Here is a 22,309-nt window from a genome sequence, read left to right on the forward strand (position 1 = left end):
CAAAAACTCCTGTTTATTTTACTTTTATTACACTTATTTTAGTTTAATAAATAGAAGAGTGTCATTGAATCTTCTACAATTGAGACAAATAGCATTTGGGGGTGTTTATGTGGCTAATGCACAACAATTGAAATCGATTACAGACGATTCTGACAATAATAAAAGCGTTTTCCGTAAGATCATGTCTTGGAAAATTGGTGTTATTGATCTACCTGTGTATTTAGTACTTGCAGCGATTATTTTAACTGCCGCTTATTTTAATAAAATTCCAGCAAATATGCTTGGTGGTTTCGCTGTTATTATGATTTTGGGGATTTTCCTTGGAGATGTAGGACAACGTATTCCAATCTTAAAAGATATTGGTGGACCGGCGATTCTTTCTTTATTCGTACCATCGTTCCTGGTCTTTTTTAATGTCCTGAATCCGAACTCATTGGAAGCGGTTACGTCTCTTATGAAAACGTCGAACTTCCTTTACTTCTATATCTCTGCTCTTGTAGTAGGTAGTATTCTTGGGATGCAGCGAACTGTTTTAGTACAAGGCCTTATTCGTATGTTTGTTCCTCTCGTTGCAGGTACAATTGCAGCTGTGAGTGCTGGTATCCTTGTTGGCCTTTTAGTTGGCTTCACACCGCATCATTCATTCTTCTTTATTATTGTACCGATTATTGCCGGTGGTGTTGGAGAAGGGATTTTGCCATTATCTATCGCTTATTCACAAATTCTTGATGTATCAGCAGAGTCATTAATTTCTCAATTAATTCCTGCGGCTGTCATCGGGAACGTCATTGCCATTATCTGTGCTGGCGCATTGAAGAAGCTTGGTGAGAAACGTCCAGAACTAAACGGAAATGGCCGTCTTGTGAAATCTAAAGAAGCAAACGAAATTTTCGAGCAGCCAGATTTGGATGCAAAAGTTGATTTCGGGTTAATGGGTGCTGGTGTACTCGTTGCTTGTACAACCTTCATCTTTGGTGGTTTGTTAGAAAGCTTTGTTCATATTCCAGGTCCAATCTTAATGATTGTTCTTGCCGCTTTAATCAAATACTTAAACGTGATGCCTCAGCATCTTCAAAACGGCTCACAGCAGTTCTACAAGTTTGTATCTAAAAGCTTTACATGGCCGCTGATGGTTGGTCTTGGTATTCTATACATTCCACTTGATGATGTAGCAACTGTCATCTCCATTCCATTCGTATGCGTATGTATCGCTGTTGTACTCGCAATGGTTGGTTCTGGTTACTTCGTTGGAAAACTAATGAACATGTATCCAGTAGAATCTGCTATTGTCACTGGCTGTCACAGCGGACTTGGCGGTACTGGCGACGTTGCGATTCTTTCAGCTTCTGGAAGAATGGGTCTTATGCCTTTCGCACAAGTATCTACACGACTTGGCGGAGCAGCAACTGTTATCTGTGCAACGATCTTACTCAGAGTGTTTAGTTAAACTACCACACATAAAAAGCATGGGCTCTCACATGGGCCCATGCTTTTTTATATTTCTTTTCTCCTATAGGATCTTATTCATCAGCTAATACAATTCGTAAATATTCCCTGGGCTGAAAAGGATACAGCTTGGTTTCTTGATAGCTCATGTGAAGAAGATGCTCAGAAAACAGCGGCCATTCACTCCCGGCCTGCCACCTTTTTTGATCATTTCGGTCAATCAAGAATGCTCCTCCTAAAATCGTGCAGAATAGGCTTAAGCTGATGACGATCTTTCGTTTCATTTGATCAGCTCCTTTAAGAAAAGCATGTACGAAAAACAAAACAATATACAATGAGTATCATTTTTGATAAAATTATTTTTGTGGTCAAAAGAACCTAAAACAAATACAGTTTGCTTGAAATCGTTTCAAACCAATGCACTATGGCTGTATTTACGCTATAATTTTAATTACCAGTTCTTTAGAACGTGAATTTATATTGATCAAAGGAGGTTCATTTTCTTGCAGCTTATTCACTTCGCCATCCTATCACCTTTTTTACTCGCTTTTGTTGTACCTTTCCTTTACAAATATGTGAAGCGTATACATACAGGATGGTTTGTTCTCATCTTGCCGATTCTTTTATTTACCTATTTCATCCAAATGTTACACATCACTTCGAATGGACGAACGCTTTTCTCACAGGCTGAATGGATTCCATCTTTAGGGATGAATTTCACTGTGTATGTCGATGGTCTCAGCCTGTTATTTGCTTTATTAATTACAGGTATCGGCTCACTAGTGGTGCTGTACAGTATTTTCTACTTATCAAAGGAAAAAGAACAGCTTGGCTCTTTCTACACGTATTTGCTCATGTTTATGACCGCGATGCTGGGTGTCGTTCTTTCTGACAACATGGTGGTTTTATACTTGTTTTGGGAGTTAACGAGTATCTCTTCCTTCCTCTTAATTGGGTATTGGTATAAGCGGGAGCGCTCTAGATATGGAGCAACGAAATCACTGCTTATTACTGTTTTTGGCGGATTAGCTATGCTTGGTGGCTTCATCCTCATTTACCTGATTACTGATTCATTCAGTATTCGTGAAGCAGTCAATCAGCTTCAGCTCATTATGGCATCACCTTACTTTATCCCTGCCATGATCCTAATCTTACTAGGTGCGTTTACGAAATCAGCGCAGTTCCCATTCTATATCTGGCTGCCTGATGCAATGGAAGCACCGACCCCTGTGAGCAGTTATCTGCATTCTGCTACGATGGTGAAAGCCGGTATTTATCTTGTTGCCCGCTTCAGTCCAATCTTTGCTATATCAGAGGTATGGTTCTGGACCATTTCCATCGTGGGACTTGTCACATTATTCTGGGGATCATTCCACGCCGTCCGGCAAAACGATTTGAAAGCCATTCTGGCCTATTCGACAGTGAGCCAGCTCGGCATGATTATGCTCATGCTTGGCGTCGGCGCAGCTGCGATTCATGAAAACAATCCTGCCTTTTTTGGCGCAGCCGTTCTTGCAGCTATTTTTCACCTCATTAACCATGCTACGTTTAAAGGCAGTCTCTTTATGGCAGCTGGTATTATCGATCATGAAACAGGAACTCGTGACATTCGGAAATTAGGCGGATTAATGACGATCATGCCGATTACCTTCACAATTACGTTAATCGGTACATTTTCAATGGCCGGATTACCGCCATTTAACGGTTTCTTAAGTAAAGAGCTATTTTTCACAAGTATGATACGGATTTCTGATATCAGCTTTACGGACGTTTCAACATGGGGTGCCATCTTCCCAGCACTCGCTTGGCTCGCTAGTGTCTTTACGTTTATTTATAGTATGATGCTCCTCTTTAAAACTTTTAGAGGCCGTCTGAATATAGACCAATTGGAGAAAAAACCGCATGAAGCACCGATCGGCATGCTCATTCCGCCCATCATTCTAGCTGCACTTGTGGTCACCTTCTTCTTTTTCCCTAATATTCTTGCCTATTCTGTCATTGAACCTGCAATTGCGGCGATCATTCCTGAAGCGATTGAAACAGGAAGCCGTTTTTCTGTGAAAATTGAAGCATGGCATGGCTTCCAGCCAGAACTCTATATGACAATAGGTGTTGTTGTACTCGGCACAATCGGCTACTTGACGCTTTCAAAATGGCGTCCAATGTACAACATCTTTAAGGAAAAATGGTCATTTAACGCTATATACGACCGCTCTCTTATCGGTTTAGAAAAAGGTTCATACCGCCTGACAAACAGTTATATGACTGGTTTTCTTCGTGACTATCTTGTCTATGTGTTTGGGTTCATGATTATCGTTATTGGCGGCGTGATGTTTTATCAGCAGGCCTTTTCATTTCAAACTGATCAGGCTGCCTCAATTGGCACGTATGAGGTGATTCTTTCACTTGTGATGGTGGCGGCGACGATTGCCACAGTATTCGCAAGTTCACGATTAACAGCTATTATTGCACTAGGTGTCATGGGCTACACGCTGTCATTATTCTTCGTGATTTTCAGAGCACCTGACCTTGCGCTGACGCAGCTGATTATTGAAACGATTTCTGTCGCACTGTTTTTGCTTTGCTTCTATCATTTGCCGAAGCTGAGCTTAAAGCAAAAAACAAGAAGATTCAAAATGACCAATTTCATCATTTCATTAGGCGTTGGGGTTGTTGTCACTTGTCTAGCTTTCGCTTCCACAAGTCAGCAGTCACTTGACACCATCTCAACTTACTTTATTGAAAACAGCTACAAACTTGCTGGCGGTGACAATATTGTCAATGTCATTCTAGTAGATTTCAGGGGCTTTGATACCCTTTTTGAAATTACCGTGCTCGCCATTGCGGCACTTGGTATTTATGGGTTATTAAAAACACAAGCAAAACGGAAGAGAGGTGTGCGGCGATGAGAAAGATTGATACGAATGATATGCTTTTGCAAGTCACAACAAAAATCACAGCATTCATCATCTTGCTTTTCTCCCTTCACCTATTTCTTGCGGGACATAACAATCCTGGCGGCGGATTCATTGGCGGCCTGATGAGTGCTGCGGCTGTCGTACTTCTGCTTTTAGCCTACGATCTGAAGACAGTAAGACGCATTTTGCCATTTGACTTTATTTATGTAACTGGAGCCGGTTTGCTCGTTGCGATCCTGACAGGTATGGGATCCTTTCTATTCGGTGCACCTTTTCTATCCCATGCATTTGATTATTTTCAATTACCGTTTTTAGGGAAAACAGAACTGGCGACAGCTGTCCTGTTTGATATCGGTGTGTATTTAGTTGTTGTCGGTGTCACCATGACCATTATTCAAATGATTGGAGAGAAGGAATAATGGAATTTCTAATGTCTATTATCGTCGGAATTATTTTTATGGCGGCGACCTATTTGATGCTGTCAAAGAGCCTTCTGCGGGTCATCGTCGGTACTGCTGTTTTGAGTCACGGCGTCCACTTGCTTCTTTTAACAATGGGCGGTTTAAAAAAAGGAGCGCCTCCCGTTCTAAAAGAGGGGCTCACATCCTATGTGGATCCATTGCCACAAGCATTAATTTTAACAGCCATTGTCATTGCTTTTGGTGTGACATCCTTATTACTTGTCATGGCCTTCCGTGCCTTCCAAGAGCTGCGAACAGATGACATGGATCAAATGAGAGGAAATGATCAGCATGAATAATCTCGTGATCCTGCCTATATTAATTCCATTACTAGCTGCTACACTATTGATCTTTATGAATAAAAACATCATGCTGTCAAGAGTCTTTAGTGTCTTGGCATCTCTTTCAGCCATTATATGTAATGCATATTTGGTTCAAACGATTTTCACAAATGGGATACAAACCCTTTATTTGGGCGGCTGGAAAGCGCCATTTGGGATTGCCCTTGTGGCCGATCAATTTGCTGCACTCCTTGTGCTGACCGCTTCCGTTGTCGGGCTTGTGACAGTCCTCTTCTCCTTTCAAACGATTGGGAAAGAAAGAGAGCGGCTCTTCTATTATTCTGGCGTACAGTTTTTGTTAGCTGGCGTGAGCGGAGCCTTTTTAACGGGAGATATTTTCAACCTGTTTGTATTCTTTGAATTACTGCTGATGGCATCTTATATGCTTATTGTATTAGGCGGATCAAAGCCTCAGCTTCGTGAATCACTCAAATATATTGTGTTTAATATCATCTCGTCGGCATTATTTATTGTCGGAGTCGCCTGTTTATATGCAGTGACGGGTACGCTCAATATGGCTGATTTAAGTGTGAAAATAGCTGAATCAGGGCAAACAGGATTAATCACTGTTATTTCCATCCTGTTCCTCATTGTATTCGGCTTAAAAGCTGGGATCTTCCCGCTTTATTTCTGGCTGCCAGGATCGTATCATGCGCCGCCAGCAGCGATTTCAGCTCTATTTGGGGCTTTGCTGACAAAGGTTGGCTTATATGCGATTGCAAGAGTCTTTACATTAATTTTTATACACGATACAGGCTTCACCCATACACTCATGGCGTGGCTTGCCGCACTGACGGTGATATTCGGTGTGATAGGCTCGATCGCCTATTCTGATGTGCAGAAGATCGTGATTTATAACATTGTCACAGCTGTTGGGGTCATTTTGTTTGGATTTGCAGCCAACACACCTGCATCACTCCAAGGTGCCATTTATTATCTCATTCACGACATGGTGATCAAAGGGGCTTTATTTATGCTGGCAGGTGCCCTCTTTGTGTATGCTGGTACAAATCAACTGAAAAAAATGGGCGGACTGATTCAATCCCAGCCTCTATTAGGATGGATGTTTTTCATATCGGCTTTATCGCTTGCAGGAATTCCGCCGCTAAGTGGCTTTGTTGGAAAACTAAAAATTGTGGAAGGTGGATTTTCTGCTGGACACATGACGTTTTCTATCCTGGTCTTACTGTCCAGTCTCCTTGTCCTCTACTCTATTATGAAGATTTTCATGTCCGCATTTTGGGGCGAGGAACAGGATATGCGAAGAAGAAAGCCGTCAATTAAAGGAATGGTGTACCCTGGCGTACTGCTTGTCGTCCTATCGCTTTCCATTGGGTTAGGGACAGAGTTCATTGCCCCTTATATCAATCAAGCAGCGGAAATGCTCTCTACACCAGAAAAATATATTCAAGCTGTGCTGAAGGAGTAGATGAACATGGCCTTTCAAATATTACTAAACGCACTCCTAGCCTTTACATGGATGTTTATGAATGATACATACAGAGCCGCAGACTTTGTATCAGGTTTTGCATTAGGGATGATCGCCATTTTCATGCTGCGTCGATTTTTCCCGCAGCGTTTTTACGGCTATGCCCTTTATGCGATTTTCAAGCTGATCATCATTTTTATTCGCGAGCTGCTTCTTGCCAATTTAAGTGTATTAAAGACCGTATTATCTCCAAAGCTCACGATTAAGCCCGGTATTTTCGCCTTTCGTACGGACTTGAAAACAGATTGGGAAATCACCATACTGGCAAATATGATTACATTGACACCAGGTACACTAGTGATTGATATTTCCGATGATCGGTCCATTTTATACATTCATGCGATGGATATTGAAGATGCTGAAAAAGCCATTCACGATATCCGGGTTTCATTTGAAAAAGCGATTCAGGAGGTGAGCGGTAAGTAATGGAACTCATTTTGCAAATGTCACTTGGCATTCTGGCACTGTCTACTTTGCTTTTTGTGATACGAGTGATCAAAGGTCCCTCTATTCCTGATCGTGTAAGTGCACTTGATGCGATAGGAATCAATTTAATTGGGATGACAGCCATCGTTTCAATTTTACTGAAAACCACTGCATTCTTTGAGATTATTTTACTGCTCGGCATCCTTGCCTTTATCGGTACTGTCGCTTTTTCCAAATTCCTTGAGAAAGGGGAAGTGATTGAAAATGATCGTCATCGCTAAAGCCATCGTGATTTTCTTTATCCTGCTAGGCGCTATCCTCTGTTTGATTTCAGCCATTGGTGTCCTTCGCCTGCCGGATGTTTACACCCGTATGCATGCTGCATCAAAAGCATCGACCCTTGGCGTTGTTCTGATTTTAGTAGGTGTGTTTTTTCACGAATGGTTTCTTGCAGGCGTTATTTCTGCAAAAATCCTTCTCGGCATCGTATTTATCTTCCTGACAGCACCAGTCGGCGCACACTTAATCGGAAGAGCCGCCTACAATACTGGTGTTAAGCTCGACAAACGCAGCGTTCAAGATGATTATGGCGGTTTCCGTAACTTTGTGATTAAGCGAAAAGAAGATTCTTATTTATAAAAAGCAAAAAAGAATGGCCTGCCATGTTGGGCCATTCTTTTTTTACCGCACAACAGCATACAAAAAAAGCTTCCGCTGCACCGGGAGCTTTTTTATATGCGATCAATGACAGCAAGTGTGCATCTTGACGTACAGATGTGCCGGTCTCGATCATCTTTTATATCGATTTGAAATACCATTGTACGACGTCCTACATGCACAGGAACAGCTGTCGCTGTCACCACTCCATCGCGTACAGATTTTAAATGATTGGCATTGATTTCAATACCTGAGCAAACTTGCTGCGTTAAGTCTAAATGAGCCGCAGCCCCCATGCTCGCCACTGTTTCTGCTAGAGCAGCAGATGCTCCTCCGTGCAGCAGTCCAAATGGCTGTTTTGTTCTGTGATCGACTGGCATTGTTGCAACGCATCGTGATTTATTGCACTCTACAATTTCAATGCCTAGTGCCTCAAGCAGTGTATTTGATCCGCTCACATCCATTAAGGCCCTCTCCCTTCACACGTTTACAGCACACTTTCAGACTTGGCAATTAACACCGCTTCTGTACGAGATCCAACATTCAGCTTATTAAAGATGGATGTCAAACTGTACTCAATTGACCGTTTGCTCAAATGAAGCACATCGGCAATCTCCTGGTTCGTGTATCCTTTTTCTACTTCTCTAAGGATCAAACACTCCCGTTCGGTTAAGAGATCGTGATCAGTCTGCTGCGCCTGTTCTGGCTTTTCTTGCTGCTGTGAAATTAATTTCTTTAAATAGGACAGCTGAATGACAACTTCCCCTTGCAATGTCCGGTGTATGTATTCAATAATTTTGTCTTTCGTCTCTGTTTTGCTGATTGCACCGTGTAATCCAGCCCGAATAGCCTCTTCAAAATAATCATCTACTTCATACCCTGTATAAATGATAATTTTCACTTGATGGTTGGTTTCTAAAATTTGTTTCGCAATGTCCATTCCATTGATATCCCCGAGATTTAAATCCATTAAAATCACATCATAGATGGAAAAGTCATGCGTCTTTAAAAAGGCGGCTTCTGCATCAGGACTTAAACAATCGACTGATAGCTGCTGGTCTGATTCTAATATGCTTTTTGTCCCTTCCATGACAGCCGGATGATCATCAATGACCAATATCTTCTTCATGTCTTCCTCCCTTTAAATCACTCACTTCCATTTTATATAAAAGACTTGGCTGATGCCAAGTCTTATTCCTTAATAAATCGTTACAATTCCATTTCAATTTTCACCTTAAGCCCTTTTTCCGGGGCTGTGTGAATTTGAAGCTTTCCATTTAACGCTTTCACTCGTTCTCTAATTCCCGATAGCCCCATGCTCATTGTATGCTGATCAAGATGACTGGCATCAAAACCGACTCCATCATCCTCATAGTGAAGAACAACCTGATCTTTAATACAAATCAGCATCACTAACACTTGAGTGGCTTTTGAATGCTTCAGGGCATTGGATAACAGTTCCTGAACAATTCGGTAAATATTCAGCTGTGAATCAATATCAATGTCCAATTCTTTATCAAAGCGTGTCGTATTCAGCCTAATATGAAACGGCGCTTCCTCCTGAATTTGAGAAGTCAGCTTCGATATCGCCTTTACTAAACCTAAATCATACAGCAGCTGCGGGCGAAGCTCATGACACGTTTCTCTCGTCGTTTGAATCACTTTGGACATTTGATCATTCCATGAGATAAGCGAATTTTCAATAGATGTCGGGCATTGGTTGTTTTGGAAATTCGTTAAAAACATCTCCGACTGCCTTTTTAGTGATATCAAGTCCTGCAGCACGGAATCATGAAGATCTCTCGCTAAATCTGAACGCTGCTTTTCTTCCATAGCAAACATGATTTTCTTCAGCCAGGCAGGATTGGCCTCGCGCTGTTTCAAATCGTCAAGATGCTCCATCAATTCTTCGATTTTAACGACATTTTCTAAACTGACACTTGTATAAAAGGCCAATGTTTTCAACCAAGAAATCTCATCACGCGTCAATTTCGGTGTCTGTATATTGGATAAGCAGCAAATGATAAACGAGTGACCGCCCCGTTCGCCAATTTTCATCATAAACCCTTTATCAAGCTCAATAATTTTCCCGACTTCACCTAAAATATCTTGAAATTGATCCACGTATTCTTTCCATAGCTTACTATCATTTGTCGATTCATCAATTTCAATAATTTGTCCGTCAGCTTTCACCTCAAGCACAAAGGCTTTATTCACAACAAGTACTTCTAAAATGGTGTATTTTAAATGATAGAACACTTGGTGAAGTGATGACGCCTCACGAATGAGCTGCGTGAATTTAAACACGCTATCTTGATAATTATGCTTCTCTGAAAAACGCTTCAATCGAAAACGGAAGTCGATGATTTCTTTAAAATAGAAGACAGTGAGCATAAGAATATACGTGATAATCGTAAATTTCATTGTATAAAAGTTAGCACTTGGCTTCTGAATGAAATCAAATATAACGACTACCGCTATAGTAGGTGTGATGGCTAAAAGACTATAATATTTGATTCTCCCCAAAAAGAAATCAACATTATATAATTTATTTGTCATAAATTGATAGACTAAGAAAAACGGAATCAATAAAGCGAACGATGCTAGGATATAAGGTGAAATAAAATATTTATGAAATAAATAAGGAATAATAAAAAATAGCATAAATGGACTGAATGATGAGATCAAGATAAGTGCAAAGGCACTAAGGACATTTCCGATTTCAGTCCCTTTCAACTTTTTAGCAGCCCTTAATGTGATAATAATCGTAATAAATGCAAGTGCAAAGAATGAAAGTAAGTTAAAAGCAGCTAAAACCATATTTTTAAACAGAATTTCTAATACAATATTTATAAAAGGGACGGCATACAAACAAAGAAGTACACGCCAACTAATAATTACCGTTCCTAATTCCTTTAAATATTGATACATAAAGTGCATATATAACGACGGTACACTAGTCATCGTAAAAATTACGACAAAGCTGCTAATATATTCCCCTTTACCAGAGCCGCCAGAGCTTACATAGGCTACAGCAACAGCTAGCAAAAAGAGAGCTAGAATATATGCAGACTCTTTTTTCCTAGATTTATTGATTTTTAAAATCATAAATATACAGAATAGACAGATCGAATAAAAAATGATAGGTATTATATAAATAAACAGATTTTCTTGACTTAATAAGCTTACATTCTCTATTTCAATTTCATCACCATGTCTATCAACAACTAAACTCTTGACATTCGCTAAATAACCTCGTCTTACTTCTTCGGTTGGTTCTTTGTTACCGTTCACTTCAAGGATGATATCGCCTTTCCTAACACCAGCATAATAGCTGTCTGTAAAATCAACAACATCCTCTATTTCAAGTTGGCCGTCACTATTCACCGAAACGACTGCTCCTACAAAAATATTAAACACATTGATGTAGGAAATATAAATCACATAAATAAAGCTAAGGATCATTAATATAACAGTTAATTTCGAGTAAAATTTTTGCATAGACCCTCTATACTCACCCAGCATCTTTCCATTTTTTTGATCTAATGGTGTCTTCTTTTTGAAAACCTTCAACAATAATGCTTGCAGTCACTTGATCAACGTGAAGCAACGATGCATTTCCATTTGCAACTTGCTTTAATGCCGAGGGATTCTCCACTAGATAACTAACTAGTTTCTGAATGTTCATCTTCTCCATCTCCAATTAAAAAAAGTATCAGCTTTTCCTTTTTAGAAGCCTCTAAATGTAGTATTTCGAATGCTTCTTTAAACTTATTTCTGAGAAGGTTTCTCATAATAAATACATATTGTTGAACGCCAGATTCTTTTAATTTATCCTTTAATTCTTCAGAGCCAATGCTCTTATCCTCTGATTGATAATAACTGAGCAAGTCAGAACTGGATGGATTAAATTCATTTTTTAAATATACTAGCGGTAATGTTTGCATTCTTTTAAAATCAATATTTTTTTTATTAAAAAGAGCCACATAGTCATTTTCAAGCTGCTCTGCCATGCCTAGATAATAAGCATATTTTTCTACATTTTTTTCAAATGAACCTGTTGCCAAGATAACCCCTAACATACAGGGTAACACAAACAGTGATCCTGCCTTTAACTTCATGATATTTAAACAATCCTGCTCATTCTCCGGCTCCAGATTCATATCCAAATGCTGTCCTTGCATTGACTGAATGGAATAGGAGTATACACTGTTTAAAAGCTCCGGTGCATGATCAAGCTTTGAAAAGACTTCAAAGCTCAATACAAAAAGAACATTTGCTGCATTCATCGCAATTCCGCTCTGACACTTCATCCAAGGATAAGAATCTTTGTCTTGATCTTCAATATCATCTAATATATCGGCTGATAAGATGAGAAGTTCAATCCCTGCTGCCAGTTTTGTAATCGCTTGCTTGTCTTGACCGCCAAATGCCACATAATGCTGGTAAGCCAATTGTCCAAAAGGGAATTCATTCTTTATATCTGTAAATTTCAGAAGCAGCTTTTGTAAATCATTCTGCCTGACTGCATGTTGAATAAAATCAGACATATTCTGCTTGATTTTTGTATTCTCTAGATAGTTTAGCATACTCGATCTTGTACCTCACCCTTTCGTCTTTTATTTTACTAAAAAGACATGAGCAAATGTCCACTGACATCACTATTTAACAATTATATAATAATATATCCTTTTTTTGTATGTATTTGGATAAAAAAAAGACTTGAGGATTATCAAGTCTTTAAGAAATTTTCACATATTCATATTTGTCGTATTGATCAATGCTTTTGTTAATGTTATGAAGAGAAGCCGTTGTTTCTCTGATTTCGTTTTCAAGTTTCCATAATAATTGTTTAAGTTCTTCGATTTCATACTTTTCCATCGATTCCACTCTCCTTTTTTGGAAGATCAATGTATTTGTGTATGGTGATTGGGTCATAAGTATTTGATCTGTTACTAACAGTGTAAATGTAATTGAGTATTTTTTCACCGAAAAGTATGCACAAAACGTGTGCGTGATACCGCAAAATTCAATAGGTCTTTTTTCATCATTTTCTGACTTTTCAAATCATACTTTTATCTCAATTTCAAAGGAATTGCGTCATTTTTGCGACAGGAATAGGCATCATTCGTCACACTTCTCTCCCGATAGAACGTACGATCCCCTCTGTATCTTCGGTTTTGCGTGTCATAGGCCAGACGACAGACGCTATTGTGGACACCGCAATTTTTTGGCGACATTCACCGAAATTGACCGCAAAAGTACCTATTTTTATGCTGGAATTACAAAGATAGAAAGATCATTTTGATTCTTTATTCTGATTTTCTACATACATTTAGAACAGATATCCGTCCAATTTCACGTCAATGAGAGAAGAGGTGACCATGTGTTTTACTATGTTCCTTATCCTGCTTTGCAGGTTCCCGCAATGAGCCACGCATACCCGCCGCGCACGCCAATGACTTTTCCTCCAGTAGATGCCCACTCATTTCAACGAGCCGCAAAGGAATCGGCCCGTCTCGTTGCTGATGCTTCACTCATCACGCAGCAAATTTCAAGCTCCCTTCCGTTTGCGCAGCGCATCATGGAGGCTGCTGAGCGCTCTGATTCCACAAGTGTGAGCCGAATGCTGAAGCAAATTGGTGTGAAAAGCGGCATTGATATCCGCTTTAGTCCAGAAGGCATTCGAATCTACTTGTCTCTTGCCTCCAGCAGACTTTTTCTTCTTTTAAAGTGGGCATGACAAAGAAAAAGCCGCTCTCACACGAGCGGCTTTTCTTAAGATTCAAACATTTTATGGCACCATTCAATGGCTTCTATATAACACCCATAGGCTTCCTGTTTCGGGAGATTTCCATCTAACATTTCATCATCCCATTCATTTCGTTCAATACGTTTGGCCATACCTAGCACAAAAGAATAATCATTTTCATAGCCAAGCAGTGCCTCGCCAACTTCATCAGAAAGCGGCAGTTCCTTCACAAGTTCTGTGATATCTGCCCTGACAAGCGTATCAATGAGAGAAAACATACCTGTCAGCATATAAGAGGCGGGGTGCTCTCGTTCAGTACGAGAAGCAATCAGTTCACACGTTTTGGCACGAATGAATGACATTTTGATAATTTCTTTTTGGCTTGAGTTAGCTTGGACATTCAGTTCTTTAAATGAAAGGATAAAGATCCAGCGCCGAATTTCATTAAATCCAAGCAGGATAATCGCCTGCCGGATACTTTTAATTTGATAAAGACGTCTCATGCCGCCTGAATTCAGCATTTTTAATAATTGATATGATAGCGAAAGGTCACTTTCAATAAAATGGGTGACGGTCTGGATATTCGGCTGGTCCTTGCTTAACTCATTTAAAAGCTGATGGTACGCATGGAAGCTGGTCGATAATGCTCGTCCCGATATCACATGCGGCTCACTAAAGAAATACCCTTGAAACAAGTGGAAGCCCGCTTCTAGTGCCTCTTCATATTCTCTTCTCGTTTCTACCTTTTCTGCTAGGAATCGAAGGCGATACTTTTTATACGAATGCAGAATATCTCTTCGTTCTTGCGTTGTGGTTTTCAGAAAGTCAATTTTTAAAATATCTATGCAATAGAGGAGTTCCTCAAGCAGTTTGTCACTAAAATGTGTTCCGTTTAGGAAGAAATCATCGAGTGCAATCGTATATCCCCATTTTTTTAACTGCTTACATCTCATAATAAGTGCCGGGGTAATCGGTACATTTTCTAATATCTCGATCACAAGCTGATGCGGATCAAAATAGGTGAGCAGATCAGATGAAAGCAAGCTTTCGGTGAAATTAATATAGCATCGTTTTCCTTCTGTCAGTGTTTCGATGCCGATATTTAGAAAACTATTGATAATGAGGTCCGTTGTCGCTTGATCACCGTCTTCAGCGCTATATGTATTGGTTTCACTATCTCTATAAAGCAGCTCATATGATACGACTTGTTCTTTTCTGTTAAAAATAGGCTGTCTCGCAACAAACACCCTCAACTGCTCCAATCCTCCTTTATGCCATGACAAACAAGATGTGCTTTCAGTATACCAAATGATTGCGCTTTTAGTTCAATTTCAATCGGTCAAAATAAAAAAAAGAGACCACCTGGCTTGATGGTCTCCCTTTCTTCAGATCATTCGCTTTCATAAAGCTCTTTTTTGATTTTATTTTTCACATCATGGATAAACTGCATTTTATTATCCCAGCATTTTTGACTCAAATCGACTGGATATTCTTCTGGTTTGCTGATTCGTTTATATTCCTCCCAGAAGAGTCCAAGACTCTCCTGCACGTAGGCTTGAATCGTTTGAATATCTGGATTGTCATAGACAAGTTTTCCTTGCTCAAAAATCGGGACGTGAAGATCTTTCGCCACAAAGTTTGTCACGAATTTACTAATAAATGTATGCACAGGATGGAACATTTTTAGTTTATCCTCACTATGAACATCTTCCTCTTCAAGCGCAATGTAGTCACCCTCAGAATGATGATTCAATTGATTGATAATGCGGTACACACGTTTACGGCCTGGTGTTGTCACTTTCTCTGGGTTGGATGAAATTTTGATGGTATCATTCATTTTGCCGTTTTCTTCAATGGACACCAGTTTATACACTGCACCGAGGGCTGGCTGATCGAATGCTGTGATCAGTTTTGTTCCAACACCCCACACATCAATTTTGGCGCCCTGTGCCTTTAAGTTCATAATGGTGTGTTCATCAAGATCGCTTGATGCAATGACTTTGGCATCATGGAATCCTGCTTCATCTAGCATTGTTCTAGCTTTTTTAGACAAGTATGCAAGGTCTCCGCTATCAAGTCTGACACCAATGAAGTTGATTTTGTCTCCAAATTCTTTCGCTACCTTAATCGCATTCGGAATACCTGATCTGACAGTATCATACGTATCGACTAAAAAGACACAGTCTGTATGTGTTTCAGCATATTTTTTAAATGCTGTATATTCATCGCGGTATGCTTGTACAAGTGCGTGGGCATGTGTTCCTGATACTGGAATGTTGAAGCGTTTCCCAGCACGAACATTACTTGTCGCCTGAAAGCCGCCGATGAGTGCCGCTCTTGCTCCCCACATCGCCGCATCCATTTCATGCGCACGTCTTGTTCCAAATTCTAATGCTGTCTCATCTTCAATGATTCCTTTAATCCGAGCCGCTTTTGTTGCAATCAGCGTCTGGAAATTCACGATATTGAGCAATGCCGTTTCAATTAACTGAGCTTCAACAAGCGTTGCCTCGATGCGCATAATCGGTTCATTCGCAAAGACAATTTCCCCTTCTCGCATTGAATGAAGTGTACCTGTAAAGGACAATCCGCTTAAATAGTCAATGAAATCGCTTTTATAACCGAGTTCATCTTTTAAATACGCAAGATCGCTTTCGGTGAAGGAAAAGTCCGATAAATATTCAATCGCTTTCTCTAAGCCAGCAAATACAGCGAAGCCATTGTCAAATGGAAGCTTTCTAAAGAAGAGTTCAAAGACTGCCTTCTTCTCATGAATGCCGTCTCTCCAATACGTTTCTGCCATGTTAATTTGATAAAGATCTGTATGTAGTGATAAACTGTCGTCATTAAACCGATGCTCCAACTTCCATTCTCCTTCCCTTACTTAACCACTTTCGCACCAAGCGACTGCTCAAAGTGAGAAAGTGCCCACTCGTGCCCCGCTTCATTAAAACTCGCCACAGCATTTTGGTGAATCACAAGTTCGAAGCCTTTATTGTACGCATCAACAGCTGTATGAAGTACACAAATATCGGTACATACGCCGGCTAAGTGAAGTTCCGTGATGCCGCGCTCGCGCAGTTTCATTTCTAATTGAGTGCCTGCAAAAGCAGAGTATCTTGTTTTTTCCATATAGTAGACATGTTTTAAATGTTTTGACGTGTGAAATAGTGAACTTAGTTGTCCATAAAGTTCAATACCCTCTGTTCCGCGAATATTATGGGGCGGAAATAACTTTGTCTCTGGATGAAAAGGGTCCTCTTCTTCATGATGATCGACAGCAAAGACGACAAAGTGGCCTTCATCAATAAATGAAGAAGTGATCTCTGTGATCTTAGACTCAATCGCCTGTCCAGGCTTTCCGCATGTCAGTTTTCCATCGTTTGCAACAAAATCAACTGTATAATCAATACAAATCAACGCTTTGCCCATCCGCATCTCTCCCATATGCTCTTTTGAATCATTATAGCTTATTCATTTCACTAGGGAAACCTATTCAACAGATTCATGAGAAAAAGCTTTTTGAAACAGCTCATCCTCTATATAGATATGCTCCTGATTGACCGCACCAGGCATCTCTATGACAAGACCAAAAGGAGAGTGTGCTTCGTGATGATTCACCACTTTAAAGGAACATCCAGCGGCATTTGCCATTTTCACATATTGAGAATAAGATGCATAAGACAGTTCACCATTTAAAAGAAGGGAGGCCTGTCGATTGGCCTTCAATACTTGTTCCACCTCTTGATACGGTTTATTTCTTGATACCTGTCCCTTTGTCAGGGCGAGAAGCGCTCGTTCCCTTAATGAACCAAGAAACATCCTTCGTTCATCAGGTTTTGTTTCAGCATGTCCAAATATCCCTTGCTGCAAATAAAAGTCTACGGATTCTTCTTTCATCGCTGTTTTCACTCCTGGTTTCTAAATTTACATTTCTGTGACCCAGTGCACAATTTTGAGTGCGAGGTCACGGGCTTCGTCTGTTTCTACTCTTTCCATTAAGGATTGTTCAAGCGTATGGATGAGCTGCTCCTTTTCGTCCTCATACGCAATGGAAATACTCCATTCAATGTCAGGTACGGCTACAAGCGTTTTATATTCTTTTTTATTTTCATGTAAATATACATTGTAGGTCTTTGGTTGTCCGCTTGTGATGTGTGCTTTTCTAATTTTCATTTGACTCAATTCACACCTCTTTTTTCTTCTTACATCCATATCTATTGTACCATAAAAAAAGACAGCTTCTGAAAAGGAATTCCCTTTCAAAGCTGGCTATGCATTAAAGCTCTTTTGCTGGCTGATCAGGTCTATATCCCACATAAACGTAACGTTTGGACTGCTAAAAAATTGGACAAAGTCCCCTGCATTATAGGTACCAGATCCACCGGCGGAGTGATCGACACTTTTTGGCGAAATGGCAAAAACATCACCGAAATGTGCAGAACCATTTCCAATCACACGATCAATATGAATAGGCCCAACAATCGCTGGCATCTTTCCACCACCTTTTCTCCCCACATCATATGCCCAGCTCAAAAATACGTGTATGAAAAATAAAAAAGACAGCTGATCTGTGAGTATCAGCTGTCTTCCTATGCATTAAATGATTGAGGCTGGCCAAACAAAGTAAAGTCCCAAAGCATCGTGGCATTCGGATCACTTGTAAGTGACATATAATCACCTGAATTAAAGGCTCCCGCACCGCCAGTAGAGTGGTCTACAGCCAAAGGGGCAATGGCCAGGACATCACCGAAAGTAGCTGCACCGTTTCCTCCTAACGACTCGATATGAATAGGTCCAACGATCGCAGGCATCAGAATCTCCCCCTATCTGCTTATCTCAATCATCTTATGCAAGTAGGGAAAAGGTGTGCATCTGTCCTAGACGTTTAAATGCTGTTCTTTGCGAGATCGCTGACGCAGCTGCACCAATCTGACAATATTCAAGGTGATAGCTTTAAGCAGTGCATAGACAGGGACCGCAAAGATCATGCCAAGGATTCCGCCAAAGCTTCCTGCCCCAATTAATAGCAGGATAATGGTCAAAGGATGTGTGTTGAGGCGTTTTCCAATGATCAATGGAGAAATGACGTTTCCGTCAATTTGCTGAACGACAAGAATGACAATGACTGTCACCACCGCTTTTCCAGGCGAATCAAGAAACGCAATAAGCACAGCTGGTGCCGCGCCAAGATATGGCCCAAGGTACGGAATCACATTTGTGACCGCAATGATAATGCCGAGAATGAGCGCATATTTCACACCGATTAATAAGTATCCGATAAAACAAGCCACTCCAACAAATAAACAGACAACAATCTGCCCTTGTATGTAAGCCGCAAGTGTATCGTTTAATTCTTTAAAGATTTTCAACCCTTCCTTACGGTAAGGCATTGGCAAAAATTGAACGAGCTTGTCCGGAAACTTATGTCCGTCTTTCAACATATAAAACAAAATGAACGGAACTGTGATCACAGCTAAAGCAATATTGGCAATCACGCCAAACACAGCAGACATGCTTGAAGCAATATTTTCCGGCAAACCTTTTAATGTTGAAACAATTGTCTGTTCAAACTTCGAGACGGAGACATAATCTTGGTTCATCATCCAAGTGAATGTTTTAGAATGCGAGAAGTCGTTGATAAATTTCTGCATATCCGTCACATAACCAGGGAAGCTTTTGACAAGTCCACCGACCTGCGTGACAATAACCGGTCCCGCAGCATTCACAATGAACGTGATGAGTCCGATGAACAAAAGATAAATGATCAGGATAGCAAGTGTCCTAGGAATTTTCTTGGACAAAAATCGAACAATTGGATTAAAGATGAAAAAGAGAATTCCAGCCAGCAAGATGGGAACAAACAAGGTGGATGCAAATAAAATAATCGGCTGAAATAAAAACGAAACCTTTGTTGATACATAAACAATGAGTAAAACAAGTAATATTTGGAATGTCCAAAAATGAACTTTAGATTTTAACAAAGATGCTCCTCCTGTTACGTATTGATCTTATTAAAAAACTACTATTCAACCCACCTTCTGTCAACTGCTTCTTGTTTTAGAACCTCATTTTTTGTAAAAAAAAGAACAATTGGTATATCATGCACTTTTTCCAGATATACATTCTATAAGCGTGAAAAAAGCAGACACCTTTGCGTCTGCTTGTTACACTCTTTCACTGTGATCAGGCATCACCGATACAATTTGCTGGATCCGCACATAAAAAACTGATTTTGCCCCCGCCTCAATCACAATATGATCCGGCATGACTTCCTTCAATTTTCCGCGCACTGTATCTTTCACTGTTTGAACAATTAATCTCATACCGATCACTTTCTGCAATGTTTGATAAACATATGGATCAACTAATGAAACAAGCTGCGGACTTCCTTGTTGTGCCATCCTACCTGCCCCTTTACTTGTGTATTTACCCACAGCTTATGCAATGACCCATGTGAATGTCACTCAGGGCAAACCTACAACCCAAATACCATATTTTAACATTTTATATAATTTTACATCTTTTGGAAGTATAATAGATTGGTGCTGCCAACAACTTAAAACATTTGAAGAGGTGAATGATCTTGAAAAAACTCATCTGTCTCGCTGCTGTCATGCTCTTTTTTTCCTTTGCAAGTTATGCGTATGCAGGATCAATTGGGGATGAGCCTGGGACACCAGGGAAGTGGTTTAAAGGAGAAGAGCCGGTTCAAAAAGACGAGTCAAAACCGCCACTTGTTTTTGTTCACGGCATTAACAGCTCCTCCTCCACATGGTTCGACCGAAACGACATGGCAAAGCAAGCTGTTCTGAACGGATACGAAAGCGCATTCATAGATTTGTATCCAGATCAGGATACGAAAAAGAATGGCAAACTATTAGCAGAAAAGTTAAAAGAAATCTATGATGTGTTCGGTCGAAAACTCATTGTGATTGGTCATAGTAAAGGCGGGGTGGATACACAGTCCGCACTCGTGTATCACAATGCCCATCCATATGTAGAGAAGGTCATCACACTCGGCTCCCCTCATTACGGGACGCCGCTGGCAGATTTAGCGTATAGCAAGGGCGGAAGCTGGCTCGCGGAAATTCTTGGACAAAAAAGCGACGCGCTCTATTCTTTGCAAACGGGGCTCATGGCGGCTTTTCGAAGTGAAACCGACAAGCTGGAGAAGTTTCCTCATAAATACATCACGTATTCGGGATCGGAATGGGGAACATTTGGCGGGGTGCTTTACTTAGGAGGCATGTATTTAAAGAGCTTTGGCGCAAACGATGGCGCCGTCACGGTAAGCAGCACAAGACTATCATATGCAAACAATATTTTAACAGGGAAATGGGATCACAACTCCATTAAAAACGGCACAAGCATGTTCCCTGTGTTCCAGCATCAGCTGCTGGCAAATGCCACAAGCACTGGAAACGAAAATATAGAGAGCCCGAACTCTACTGAGCTGAATACAGATGTTTATGTGAAAGGCGGAGAAAGTGAAAAGGATAAAACAGAAGCGTTCTATGTAGAGGAAGGAACGAATGGCTTATCGATTCAGTGGTTAAATGAAAGGCATGAGGCGCAGCCGGAAATCATCGTCCCAAATGGAGACGTCTTAACAAATCTGAAGACATCGGAAGCATCTTTCCCATATGAAGGCGCATTTTCGCACCATGTGCAAATCAATAAACCCGTTCCTGGAAAATGGACAATTCGATCAAATTCAGAAAAAATGACTCCTTATTTGCTGCTCGTATCCTTTGATTCACCATTAAATGAAGAAATCAAAGCAGAAGCAGCGAAATCAGGGGATGATGCATCAACCCATTCAAGCGGTCTGATTAAACGATTAAGCAAGAAAGTAGAAACCTTTTACTTTAAGGATGCCCAAAAAGATCATCCTCTCAAAACAACTGCTTCATCAGCTGTTCAATTGAAAAAAGAAGGTGCTTATTCTGTCACGGTTCATTACACTGGACTCACTGCATCAGGTACATCAGCATTTAACCGTACCGTTATTCGCACATTGTATGTCGATCAGCATGGAAATATTCATGGTGACATTCCATACTAAACAGAGCGTTTCATGGGCTGAAGTGCCTGTTGCACTTTCTGATCCAATTCCGTGATTTTTTTCATTGCAAGTGATTCGTCTATTTGTCTGTAATGGTGATGCCCGCCAGGCTCTTCATCCATTTCATCTGCTTTCTTAACGATTTGCTGGAGTGTGTCCTTATGAAGGTCGCCCTCTGGCAAATATGAATCCGTATGAAGCAGAATTGCAAGCGCAATATCTTTGGCTGCCTTTGGTTCCTCACCGAGGCGTATGAGCAGTTTGTGAGCACGCTCCGCGCCTTTAATGGCATGAATATCATTCCGTCTATATGTCTCGTAATCCCATTCTCCGCCAGCTGTATACCATTCATAGTGGCCGATGTCATGCAAGAGGGCTGCTTTCACAGCGAGATCTGGATTAATCCCAGCCTGCACCGCCAGTTTGAATGCGTGATAAGCACAAGCAATCGCATGGGCTTTTCCTGAACGATTTAAATATTTTTGAGCGACTGGATGGGTGTAAACATCCATTAATGTAACCTTTCTCATGGAAACCCCTCCTTATCTATATTTTTAGCATCCTAACATATTCTGAAAAGAAACTCAAATGTTCTGTTATATTTTCTATGAGTCTCAAGAATAGCTTATGTCAAATGAGCTGTTTTTGCTTGTACAATACGAAAAAAGCAGTCGCTATGACTGCTTTTTTTCGTGATATGAAAACCCTTGAAGTCTAGGAAGGCCGAGTACTGGCGCGGAGCGAATTTGAG

27 protein-coding genes are annotated in these 22,309 nt (G+C 40.5%); 10 read left to right on the forward strand and 17 right to left on the reverse strand.

Going from position 1 to position 22,309, the window contains the following annotated elements:
* The first annotated feature begins 109 nt into the window (after positions 1–109).
* A complete protein-coding gene (locus MHH61_RS04470) occupies positions 110–1,447 on the forward strand; it encodes a 2-hydroxycarboxylate transporter family protein (protein WP_024425937.1) in 1,338 nt (445 codons plus the stop codon).
* 73 nt (positions 1,448–1,520) lie between these two features.
* On the opposite strand, the gene MHH61_RS04475 is transcribed toward MHH61_RS04470, so the two are convergent.
* Positions 1,521–1,730 (reverse strand): hypothetical protein, encoded by a 210-nt coding sequence (locus MHH61_RS04475; RefSeq protein ID WP_024425938.1) that lies wholly within the window; start codon positions 1,728–1,730, stop codon positions 1,521–1,523.
* Between the two features lie 219 nt (positions 1,731–1,949).
* Between MHH61_RS04475 and MHH61_RS04480 the strand changes: the two genes are divergently transcribed.
* From MHH61_RS04480 to mnhG, 7 genes are read left to right on the forward strand one after another with little or no spacing between them, the layout of a single operon-like run.
* Positions 1,950–4,355, forward strand: coding sequence for a Na+/H+ antiporter subunit A (locus tag MHH61_RS04480; RefSeq protein ID WP_125586175.1), 2,406 nt, complete (start codon positions 1,950–1,952; stop codon positions 4,353–4,355).
* Positions 4,352–4,783, forward strand: coding sequence for a Na(+)/H(+) antiporter subunit B (locus MHH61_RS04485; protein ID WP_024423315.1), 432 nt, complete (start codon positions 4,352–4,354; stop codon positions 4,781–4,783). The genes MHH61_RS04480 and MHH61_RS04485 overlap by 4 nt, the downstream gene beginning before the upstream one ends.
* A complete protein-coding gene (locus tag MHH61_RS04490; protein WP_024423316.1) occupies positions 4,783–5,124 on the forward strand; it encodes a Na(+)/H(+) antiporter subunit C in 342 nt (113 codons plus the stop codon). The genes MHH61_RS04485 and MHH61_RS04490 overlap by 1 nt, the downstream gene beginning before the upstream one ends.
* On the forward strand, positions 5,117–6,595 hold the full coding sequence (locus tag MHH61_RS04495; RefSeq protein WP_125586172.1) for a Na+/H+ antiporter subunit D: 1,479 nt from the start codon (positions 5,117–5,119) through the stop codon (positions 6,593–6,595). Before MHH61_RS04490 ends, MHH61_RS04495 begins: the two co-directional genes overlap by 8 nt.
* Before the next feature lie 6 nt (positions 6,596–6,601).
* On the forward strand, positions 6,602–7,081 hold the full coding sequence (locus tag MHH61_RS04500) for a Na+/H+ antiporter subunit E (protein WP_024425941.1): 480 nt from the start codon (positions 6,602–6,604) through the stop codon (positions 7,079–7,081).
* Positions 7,081–7,362: a Na(+)/H(+) antiporter subunit F1 gene (locus MHH61_RS04505; protein WP_024425942.1), complete on the forward strand. Its 282-nt coding sequence runs from the start codon at positions 7,081–7,083 to the stop codon at positions 7,360–7,362. Before MHH61_RS04500 ends, MHH61_RS04505 begins: the two co-directional genes overlap by 1 nt.
* The gene (gene mnhG / locus MHH61_RS04510) at positions 7,346–7,720 is read left to right on the forward strand and encodes a monovalent cation/H(+) antiporter subunit G (RefSeq protein WP_024423320.1); all 375 of its coding nucleotides are present in this window, start codon (positions 7,346–7,348) and stop codon (positions 7,718–7,720) included. The genes MHH61_RS04505 and mnhG overlap by 17 nt, the downstream gene beginning before the upstream one ends.
* A 92-nt stretch (positions 7,721–7,812) precedes the next feature.
* On the opposite strand, the gene MHH61_RS04515 is transcribed toward mnhG, so the two are convergent.
* The 6 genes from MHH61_RS04515 to degQ form a co-directional block, all read right to left on the reverse strand.
* Positions 7,813–8,202 (reverse strand): hotdog fold thioesterase, encoded by a 390-nt coding sequence (locus MHH61_RS04515; RefSeq protein WP_024423321.1) that lies wholly within the window; start codon positions 8,200–8,202, stop codon positions 7,813–7,815.
* A 23-nt stretch (positions 8,203–8,225) separates the two neighbouring features.
* Positions 8,226–8,867: a response regulator transcription factor gene (locus MHH61_RS04520; protein ID WP_024423322.1), complete on the reverse strand. Its 642-nt coding sequence runs from the start codon at positions 8,865–8,867 to the stop codon at positions 8,226–8,228.
* An 80-nt stretch (positions 8,868–8,947) separates the two neighbouring features.
* On the reverse strand, positions 8,948–11,239 hold the full coding sequence (locus MHH61_RS04525; RefSeq protein WP_125586170.1) for an ATP-binding protein: 2,292 nt from the start codon (positions 11,237–11,239) through the stop codon (positions 8,948–8,950).
* A gap of 13 nt (positions 11,240–11,252) precedes the next feature.
* Positions 11,253–11,426: a competence pheromone ComX gene (comX, locus tag MHH61_RS04530; protein ID WP_024425944.1), complete on the reverse strand. Its 174-nt coding sequence runs from the start codon at positions 11,424–11,426 to the stop codon at positions 11,253–11,255.
* Positions 11,404–12,327 (reverse strand): polyprenyl synthetase family protein, encoded by a 924-nt coding sequence (locus MHH61_RS04535; protein WP_024425945.1) that lies wholly within the window; start codon positions 12,325–12,327, stop codon positions 11,404–11,406. Before MHH61_RS04535 ends, comX begins: the two co-directional genes overlap by 23 nt.
* Before the next feature lie 151 nt (positions 12,328–12,478).
* On the reverse strand, positions 12,479–12,619 hold the full coding sequence (gene degQ / locus MHH61_RS04540) for a degradation enzyme regulation protein DegQ (protein ID WP_003213123.1): 141 nt from the start codon (positions 12,617–12,619) through the stop codon (positions 12,479–12,481).
* 505 nt (positions 12,620–13,124) lie between these two features.
* On the opposite strand from degQ, the gene MHH61_RS04545 reads away from it, so the two are divergent.
* Positions 13,125–13,481: a hypothetical protein gene (locus MHH61_RS04545; RefSeq protein WP_024425946.1), complete on the forward strand. Its 357-nt coding sequence runs from the start codon at positions 13,125–13,127 to the stop codon at positions 13,479–13,481.
* 35 nt (positions 13,482–13,516) lie between these two features.
* On the opposite strand, the gene MHH61_RS04550 is transcribed toward MHH61_RS04545, so the two are convergent.
* The 9 genes from MHH61_RS04550 to MHH61_RS04590 all read right to left on the reverse strand — a co-directional run bounded on the left by MHH61_RS04550 (position 13,517) and on the right by MHH61_RS04590 (position 19,894).
* Positions 13,517–14,743 carry an EAL and HDOD domain-containing protein gene (locus MHH61_RS04550; protein ID WP_024425947.1) on the reverse strand — a complete coding sequence of 409 codons (1,227 nt, stop codon included), beginning with the start codon at positions 14,741–14,743 and terminating at the stop codon, positions 13,517–13,519.
* A 137-nt stretch (positions 14,744–14,880) separates the two neighbouring features.
* Positions 14,881–16,293 carry a nicotinate phosphoribosyltransferase gene (locus tag MHH61_RS04555; protein WP_229137464.1) on the reverse strand — a complete coding sequence of 471 codons (1,413 nt, stop codon included), beginning with the start codon at positions 16,291–16,293 and terminating at the stop codon, positions 14,881–14,883.
* Positions 16,294–16,370: 77 nt separating this feature from the next.
* Positions 16,371–16,922 carry a cysteine hydrolase family protein gene (locus MHH61_RS04560; protein ID WP_125586168.1) on the reverse strand — a complete coding sequence of 184 codons (552 nt, stop codon included), beginning with the start codon at positions 16,920–16,922 and terminating at the stop codon, positions 16,371–16,373.
* Positions 16,923–16,982: 60 nt separating this feature from the next.
* Positions 16,983–17,390, reverse strand: a complete 408-nt coding sequence (locus tag MHH61_RS04565; RefSeq protein WP_024423329.1) for a YueI family protein — start codon at positions 17,388–17,390, stop codon at positions 16,983–16,985.
* Between the two features lie 27 nt (positions 17,391–17,417).
* Positions 17,418–17,666, reverse strand: a complete 249-nt coding sequence (locus MHH61_RS04570) for a YueH family protein (RefSeq protein WP_024423330.1) — start codon at positions 17,664–17,666, stop codon at positions 17,418–17,420.
* A gap of 96 nt (positions 17,667–17,762) precedes the next feature.
* Entirely contained in the window at positions 17,763–17,984 is a 222-nt protein-coding gene (locus MHH61_RS04575) for a spore germination protein (protein ID WP_024425952.1), read from the reverse strand.
* A 98-nt stretch (positions 17,985–18,082) separates the two neighbouring features.
* Positions 18,083–18,304, reverse strand: a complete 222-nt coding sequence (locus MHH61_RS04580) for a spore germination protein (RefSeq protein WP_003213446.1) — start codon at positions 18,302–18,304, stop codon at positions 18,083–18,085.
* Between the two features lie 66 nt (positions 18,305–18,370).
* The gene (locus tag MHH61_RS04585) at positions 18,371–19,474 is read right to left on the reverse strand and encodes an AI-2E family transporter (protein WP_024423333.1); all 1,104 of its coding nucleotides are present in this window, start codon (positions 19,472–19,474) and stop codon (positions 18,371–18,373) included.
* 183 nt (positions 19,475–19,657) lie between these two features.
* Entirely contained in the window at positions 19,658–19,894 is a 237-nt protein-coding gene (locus tag MHH61_RS04590; RefSeq protein WP_024423334.1) for a YuzF family protein, read from the reverse strand.
* Between the two features lie 176 nt (positions 19,895–20,070).
* Between MHH61_RS04590 and MHH61_RS04595 the strand changes: the two genes are divergently transcribed.
* Positions 20,071–21,558: a triacylglycerol lipase gene (locus MHH61_RS04595; RefSeq protein ID WP_241218538.1), complete on the forward strand. Its 1,488-nt coding sequence runs from the start codon at positions 20,071–20,073 to the stop codon at positions 21,556–21,558.
* Here MHH61_RS04595 and MHH61_RS04600 read toward each other — a convergent pair.
* A complete protein-coding gene (locus MHH61_RS04600; protein ID WP_024423336.1) occupies positions 21,555–22,088 on the reverse strand; it encodes an HD domain-containing protein in 534 nt (177 codons plus the stop codon). The two genes, MHH61_RS04595 and MHH61_RS04600, sit on opposite strands and share 4 nt — an antisense overlap.
* Positions 22,089–22,309: the final 221 nt, after the last annotated feature.

Origin of the sequence: Bacillus sp. FSL K6-3154, assembly GCF_040869395.1 — a bacterium.
Classification (GTDB): Bacteria; Bacillota; Bacilli; order Bacillales; family Bacillaceae; genus Bacillus; species Bacillus safensis.

Excerpts from the sequence above, each read along its gene's own strand:
- MHH61_RS04560 (WP_125586168.1), bottom strand. The coding sequence starts at position 16,922 with ATGGGCAAAGCGTTGATTTGTATTGATTATACAGTTGATTTTGTTGCA.
- degQ (WP_003213123.1), bottom strand. The coding sequence starts at position 12,619 with ATGGAAAAGTATGAAATCGAAGAACTTAAACAATTATTATGGAAACTT.
- MHH61_RS04590 (WP_024423334.1), bottom strand. The coding sequence starts at position 19,894 with ATGGCACAACAAGGAAGTCCGCAGCTTGTTTCATTAGTTGATCCATAT.
- MHH61_RS04490 (WP_024423316.1), top strand. The coding sequence starts at position 4,783 with ATGGAATTTCTAATGTCTATTATCGTCGGAATTATTTTTATGGCGGCG.
- MHH61_RS04485 (WP_024423315.1), top strand. The coding sequence starts at position 4,352 with ATGAGAAAGATTGATACGAATGATATGCTTTTGCAAGTCACAACAAAA.
- MHH61_RS04505 (WP_024425942.1), top strand. The coding sequence starts at position 7,081 with ATGGAACTCATTTTGCAAATGTCACTTGGCATTCTGGCACTGTCTACT.
- MHH61_RS04515 (WP_024423321.1), bottom strand. The coding sequence starts at position 8,202 with ATGGATGTGAGCGGATCAAATACACTGCTTGAGGCACTAGGCATTGAA.
- MHH61_RS04575 (WP_024425952.1), bottom strand. The coding sequence starts at position 17,984 with ATGCCAGCGATTGTTGGGCCTATTCATATTGATCGTGTGATTGGAAAT.
- MHH61_RS04500 (WP_024425941.1), top strand. The coding sequence starts at position 6,602 with ATGGCCTTTCAAATATTACTAAACGCACTCCTAGCCTTTACATGGATG.
- MHH61_RS04570 (WP_024423330.1), bottom strand. The coding sequence starts at position 17,666 with ATGAAAATTAGAAAAGCACACATCACAAGCGGACAACCAAAGACCTAC.
- MHH61_RS04535 (WP_024425945.1), bottom strand. The coding sequence starts at position 12,327 with ATGCTAAACTATCTAGAGAATACAAAAATCAAGCAGAATATGTCTGAT.
- MHH61_RS04595 (WP_241218538.1), top strand. The coding sequence starts at position 20,071 with ATGATCTTGAAAAAACTCATCTGTCTCGCTGCTGTCATGCTCTTTTTT.
- MHH61_RS04555 (WP_229137464.1), bottom strand. The coding sequence starts at position 16,293 with ATGGCAGAAACGTATTGGAGAGACGGCATTCATGAGAAGAAGGCAGTC.
- MHH61_RS04580 (WP_003213446.1), bottom strand. The coding sequence starts at position 18,304 with ATGCCTGCGATCGTTGGACCTATTCATATCGAGTCGTTAGGAGGAAAC.
- comX (WP_024425944.1), bottom strand. The coding sequence starts at position 11,426 with ATGAACATTCAGAAACTAGTTAGTTATCTAGTGGAGAATCCCTCGGCA.
- MHH61_RS04600 (WP_024423336.1), bottom strand. The coding sequence starts at position 22,088 with ATGAGAAAGGTTACATTAATGGATGTTTACACCCATCCAGTCGCTCAA.
- MHH61_RS04520 (WP_024423322.1), bottom strand. The coding sequence starts at position 8,867 with ATGAAGAAGATATTGGTCATTGATGATCATCCGGCTGTCATGGAAGGG.
- mnhG (WP_024423320.1), top strand. The coding sequence starts at position 7,346 with ATGATCGTCATCGCTAAAGCCATCGTGATTTTCTTTATCCTGCTAGGC.
- MHH61_RS04495 (WP_125586172.1), top strand. The coding sequence starts at position 5,117 with ATGAATAATCTCGTGATCCTGCCTATATTAATTCCATTACTAGCTGCT.
- MHH61_RS04475 (WP_024425938.1), bottom strand. The coding sequence starts at position 1,730 with ATGAAACGAAAGATCGTCATCAGCTTAAGCCTATTCTGCACGATTTTA.
- MHH61_RS04565 (WP_024423329.1), bottom strand. The coding sequence starts at position 17,390 with ATGAAAGAAGAATCCGTAGACTTTTATTTGCAGCAAGGGATATTTGGA.
- MHH61_RS04525 (WP_125586170.1), bottom strand. The coding sequence starts at position 11,239 with ATGCAAAAATTTTACTCGAAATTAACTGTTATATTAATGATCCTTAGC.